Here is a 5,067-nt window from a genome sequence, read left to right on the forward strand (position 1 = left end):
CGGTGCATGGATTACATGGCAGGTCGGTCGCTCTGGCTTCCGGTGTTTCGGCGGGTTTGAACGACCCTTCAAAGAAGGTGATCGTTTTCGTTGGCGACGGGGGTGCGACCATCGGGATGCAGCACCTGCTTGACGCGGCGCACAACGCATTTAACATGACCGTGGTGATCCATAATAACATGCTCTACGGGATGACCGGCGGCCAGCCCAGCGGGTTCACACCCGAAGGTTTCAAAACCCCTACCCTGGAAGAAGGGGCAAGTCATCCCGGATATGACATCTGCGCTCTGGTGACGGCCGCCGGAGCGAGTTATGTGCGCAGGGTCAGCGGCATCGGCGATATCTCCGGCGCGCTGGCCGAAGCCTTCTCCCGAAAAGGGTTTTCACTGGTGGAAGTAATGGAAGTTTGTCCTTCCTACGGTGTAAAAAGCAATCCGGGGATGAAGCTCAGCAAGTTGATCGAAGAAGCAGGCATGGAAACAAAGGTATATATTGACAGAGAGCCGGAAACATTCGTGACACGGGACCGGCACGACGTGAAAAGCCTGATGGGTGATTCTTTGAGCATTGATGACAAATACCGGCACAAGCTGAGTAAAGCGGTCAGGATCTTTCTAAGCGGTTCCGCAGGTGAAGGGGTGCAGTCAGCTGCAGAGTTGTTCATCCGCGCCGGTATGCGCTCCGGCTTACAAGTCACCAGGAAAGGCAGTTACCCGGTAACGGTGGGGGTAGGTTTTTCAGCGGCCCACCTGATCCTTTCGCCGGAAGAGATCCTGTATACCGGCGCTCCCGGACCCGATGTGGCCATCATCACTTCCCGGGATGGATTGGACTTTGCCCGGAAAATGGTCGCGGGGCTCGACAATGAAAGCATGGTTTTGATCGACAGTTCACTGGAGGAGCCGGCAACGAACGCCCAAATCATCTCATTTCCCTTCCGCGAAAAAGCCGGCAGCAGGAATGCCATGATCATGGCCTTGTTCCATTATCTGAAATCAAGTGATTTCATGCCTTTGGAGGCCCTGCTGGAGGTATTCGATAGCAGCAAGATATCTTCTAACCTGAAATTAAAAACGTTGATCGGAGAGATTTTCGGGCATTGAGCACATTATATGCCCTTCCTTGCCTGCTAATTCCAGGCAAACCCGGATCCGGACTGGAGAAACCTCCACACAACTCCCCATGTCGTGCATTATTTTGCACGCTTACTCAACAACTAACAACTAACATCTAACAACTAACATCTAACAACTAGCAACTAGCAACTAGCAACTAGCAATTAACAGCTGGCAACTGAGTGGTGCTGCGACATCGCTCGCGCCGGAACCAAATGAAGGAAAAATTGTTTATAGTGGATTACTTCTTGTTCATTGCCTGTATCGCGATATCCCTTGTAATATGAGAGATAATTTCAAAGAGATCTTTACGGAGGAGTTAAAAAGAAAGCTCAACGATCATGCAACGGTCATCATCGATGTGCGGCCGGTGGAAGCATATAACGGTTGGCGGTTAAAAGGAGAACCACGGGGAGGCCATATCAAAGGGGCCCGCAGCCTTCCCGCTAAATGGCTGAAGTACATCGACTGGATAGAGGCCGTCAGGTCAAAGGAAATCCGGCCGGAACAGCATCTGATAGTCTACGGTTATGATGAGAAAGATCCCTTAGCCGTTGCAAAGCGGCTACAGGACTCGGGGTACCGCAATGTGGGTGTTTATCTTCATTTTATGGATGAATGGTCACCCGATCTGTATCTGCCCATGGAACAATTGAGTGGTTACCGTCACCTGGTATACCCTGAGTGGGTAAAGGAACTGACAGAAGGGGGCAATCCGCCCGAGTTCGGCGGGGGGGATTTCGTGATATGTCATGCGCACTATCAGAATCCCCGGGACTATAAAAAGGGCCACATCCCGGGTGCCATATCCTTAGACACCAATATCCTGGAGTCGCCCGACACATGGAACCGGCGGTCGCCGGAGGAGTTGAAGGGATCACTTGAAAAACTGGGGATCACCGCCGATACGACCGTGATCCTTTACGGGCGCTTTTCATTCCCAAGTAATGAAGACCCGTTTCCGGGAAGCAGTGCCGGCCAGATCGGAGCTATCCGGAGCGCCTTCATCATGATGTATGCGGGGGTAAAAGACGTCAGGGTATTAAATGGAGCCGTCCAGTCGTGGCTCGACGCAGGCTTTGAATTAAGCACAATAGATGAATTTCCCTCTCCCGTGGACGATTTCGGAGCCGGGATCCCTGCCCGGCCCGAACTGGCCGTAGATATTGCGGAAGCTAAGCAAATGCTGGCCTCTGAGGATGCAGAACTGGTCTGTGTCAGGAGCTTGCCTGAATACCTGGGGGAGGTCAGCGGCTATCATTATATTGAAAAAACGGGCCGGATCCCCGGGGCCATTTTCGGCCATTGCGGAAGCGATGCCTATCATATGGAGAATTACAGGAATTTCGACCACACCACCAGGGAATACCATGAAATAGAGGCGATGTGGGAAGAAGCAGGTATTCTGCCGTCAAAGCACAACGCTTTTTATTGCGGAACCGGCTGGCGCGGGAGCGAGGCCTGGTTCAATGCATTCCTAATGGGTTGGCCCAGGGCATCGGTCTTCGACGGGGGCTGGTTCGAATGGAGCAGCGACCCGGAAAACCCTGTAGAATAAGATATACTGGCAGGTCAAAACGATTTGATAAGCAAAAAAAGGGCCTGAAGGTTCAAACCGTCAGGCCCCTGTAATAAACTCACAGAGAAAAATCGAGCTTTTCCCTGCAAAACATGAAATAACCTTTAGAATTTCTTACTCACCCCGAGGGTAGTGCCGAAACCGGTGCCTCCTCCGAATTCAAGATTAAGCGCCCAGCTTTCATTCCAATACCAACGTCCTCCGATCTGCAGGCCCAGGTCGAGTTCAAAGTCATCACCAGTCAGAAATCCAAGGCGGGCACCTGAATAAAAATCCCAGTTGTTCGGGATCCCGATCAGGTAGTTCCAGTGATAATCAGCTTTCAGCATTGCGCCGAACCATACAACGTCATCATCCAGGACCACGTTGACCTGGGGGGTGATCGTCACATCCTTGTGAACGGCAAAATCAAACGAAACATAAGCAGGAATACCGAAACCACTGAACCCCAGACCAAAGTTAATCTGGTTCTGGCCCTTAGCCAGAGGCGCCACTCCGCCTGCCTGTGCCATTATTAATGTAGTGGATGACAATAATGCGATAATCAAATACAATCTCTTCATAGGACTTCTTTTTTAATTAGACTATTTAGTTTACAAAGTACGTGCCGTAATTGAATAAACATAATAAATAAATTCCGTTCCATTCCTCCCTGGCCCATCCGGCAGCTGCAGGATACTTCCTCTTTTAGCCTGATGCAAGGTAGGGCAACCCGGTTCAGTCAATATTTCAGAATCTGTAACCGGCAAACAATCCTGCTTTCCCGTGCCCGATCTCAGCGGATCTCTTTTTTTCAAGCCTCGTGAACTGACCGTCGACGATAAAATGTATTCCCGTGTAAAATTTGTTGCTATTATAACCCAGTGCATTCATAGTGCTAACCTTGAGGTTCAGGTGGGGTCCGGTCAACCTCCTTTCATCCGTCAGATAATCGCCACCCGTGATGCTTAACCCGGGGATCAGTCCAAGAGTGAGAAATAAGCGCTCTTTATAAACGAACGAATACATATATCCCACATTCAGGGTGAGCGACAGAATATTCATATCGACGATATGAGTCAGGGGATCGAAATAACCAGCTACTTCAGGAGGGACCACGGAGGTATCGGCATCCATCACGTAGATGGAGAAACCGGCGCCGGCGATCACGCTGCCGGCACTCCGTCGTTGTATTTCGTTCAGATCGAAAGGAGCTTTCAAAGAAAAACGTGTATAATTAAAAGCGTAAAAATATTGAAGCCCTATATTGATGGTCCGGATGTCTTCTCTTCGCTCGCTGCCTTCCCTGAGGACAACCGGGGTGCCCGAGAGTCCCTGTAACTTATATCCCTTATAATACTGCAGGGTACCGGCGATATATTGCTTACTGCTGAATATTTTACCCTGGAAATCAAAAAACCGCGTATTCTCCAGATCGGCGTTCTTTCTTAAGCCCAGGCTAAAGGTCAGATCCAGCGAGAACCATTTATACGACAGTCCTGCGCCCACACTAAGGTCCCTGACAGGACGGTACCTGAAACGCGTATCATTTATTCTGTCCCTTATCCTGAAATAATTGAATTTACCGACGGCAATCAACCGGACCGACACTTCATCTCCCCGGCTCCGGATATAATTGGTGTCATGATTACGGTAAAGCAGAAAATTGCCAAAGTCCTTAATAAAACTGACCAGGCTATCTGCCGTTTGGCCTTTCAGATCGTTTCCTGATGAAAATAGCAGGATGAGCATCACGCCGATCCATCTGTATTTTGACAAAAGTCTTTTCAGTCCCGATATTTTTGATTTTCCGTTTTCACCCATTTCCCCGACAACAATTATTTTTACAGAAACAAGCTGATATTCATGTTTCACCGGCACAAATACCACAATCATGCCTAACTGAAATAAATTATCCATTGTCAGTTCCTGAAAGATTGTTATCTTTGCAACCTCGATAAAAACCAAAATTGCGGGGTGGAGCAGTGGTAGCTCGTCGGGCTCATAACCCGAAGGTCATAGGTTCGAATCCTGTCCCCGCTACAAAAGAAAAGCCGGTATAAAAGCCGGCTTTTTTATTTTGTCACGTTTGTGGTCTGGATATGATCATCATTTCATCATGCCATGTTTGTGGTACCATCAGACCGTGCCCGGGTTACCCTGATTCTCCCACCGATATGCCGTCCCCTACCATTATGTCGTCCGCCTGAGGCGGACTCATTGGAATTGATCTTTTTGATTTTGGGATATTCCTACCAATATGTCGTCCTCTACCATTATGTCGTCCGCCGGAGGCGGACTCATTGGAATTGATTTATTTGATATGGGGATCTCTGACAGGACGCCTCCTCTACCAATATGTCGTCCGCCGGAGGCGGACTCATTGGAATTGAT

The 5,067-nt window shown here is 49.4% G+C and carries 4 protein-coding genes and 1 tRNA gene; 3 read left to right on the forward strand and 2 right to left on the reverse strand.

The window, feature by feature from the left end; genetic code table 11:
• On the forward strand, positions 1-1,103 hold a 1,103-nt coding region (locus ACESLU_RS11540; protein WP_372638801.1), incomplete at its 5' end, for a thiamine pyrophosphate-dependent enzyme.
• Between the two features lie 295 nt (positions 1,104-1,398).
• Entirely contained in the window at positions 1,399-2,673 is a 1,275-nt protein-coding gene (locus ACESLU_RS11545) for a rhodanese-like domain-containing protein (RefSeq protein WP_372638802.1), read from the forward strand.
• A gap of 125 nt (positions 2,674-2,798) precedes the next feature.
• Here the strand turns inward: ACESLU_RS11545 and ACESLU_RS11550 are convergent, their stop codons facing one another.
• Both ACESLU_RS11550 and ACESLU_RS11555 read right to left on the reverse strand, forming a co-directional pair.
• On the reverse strand, positions 2,799-3,257 hold the full coding sequence (locus ACESLU_RS11550; RefSeq protein WP_372638803.1) for a hypothetical protein: 459 nt from the start codon (positions 3,255-3,257) through the stop codon (positions 2,799-2,801).
• Positions 3,258-3,423: 166 nt separating this feature from the next.
• Positions 3,424-4,593, reverse strand: coding sequence for a DUF4421 family protein (locus ACESLU_RS11555; protein WP_372638804.1), 1,170 nt, complete (start codon positions 4,591-4,593; stop codon positions 3,424-3,426).
• 51 nt (positions 4,594-4,644) lie between these two features.
• Here ACESLU_RS11555 and ACESLU_RS11560 point away from each other — a divergent pair.
• Positions 4,645-4,716, forward strand: a tRNA-Met gene (locus tag ACESLU_RS11560).
• Positions 4,717-5,067: the final 351 nt, after the last annotated feature.

The sequence above is a fragment of the Fodinibius sp. genome, from assembly GCF_041642155.1.
In the GTDB taxonomy this organism is placed as follows: domain Bacteria; phylum Bacteroidota; class Rhodothermia; order Balneolales; family Balneolaceae; genus Fodinibius.

Coding starts and splice junctions, on each gene's coding strand:
- ACESLU_RS11545 (WP_372638802.1), top strand. CDS start 1,399: ATGAGAGATAATTTCAAAGAGATCTTTACGGAGGAGTTAAAAAGAAAG.
- ACESLU_RS11550 (WP_372638803.1), bottom strand. CDS start 3,257: ATGAAGAGATTGTATTTGATTATCGCATTATTGTCATCCACTACATTA.
- ACESLU_RS11555 (WP_372638804.1), bottom strand. CDS start 4,593: ATGGATAATTTATTTCAGTTAGGCATGATTGTGGTATTTGTGCCGGTG.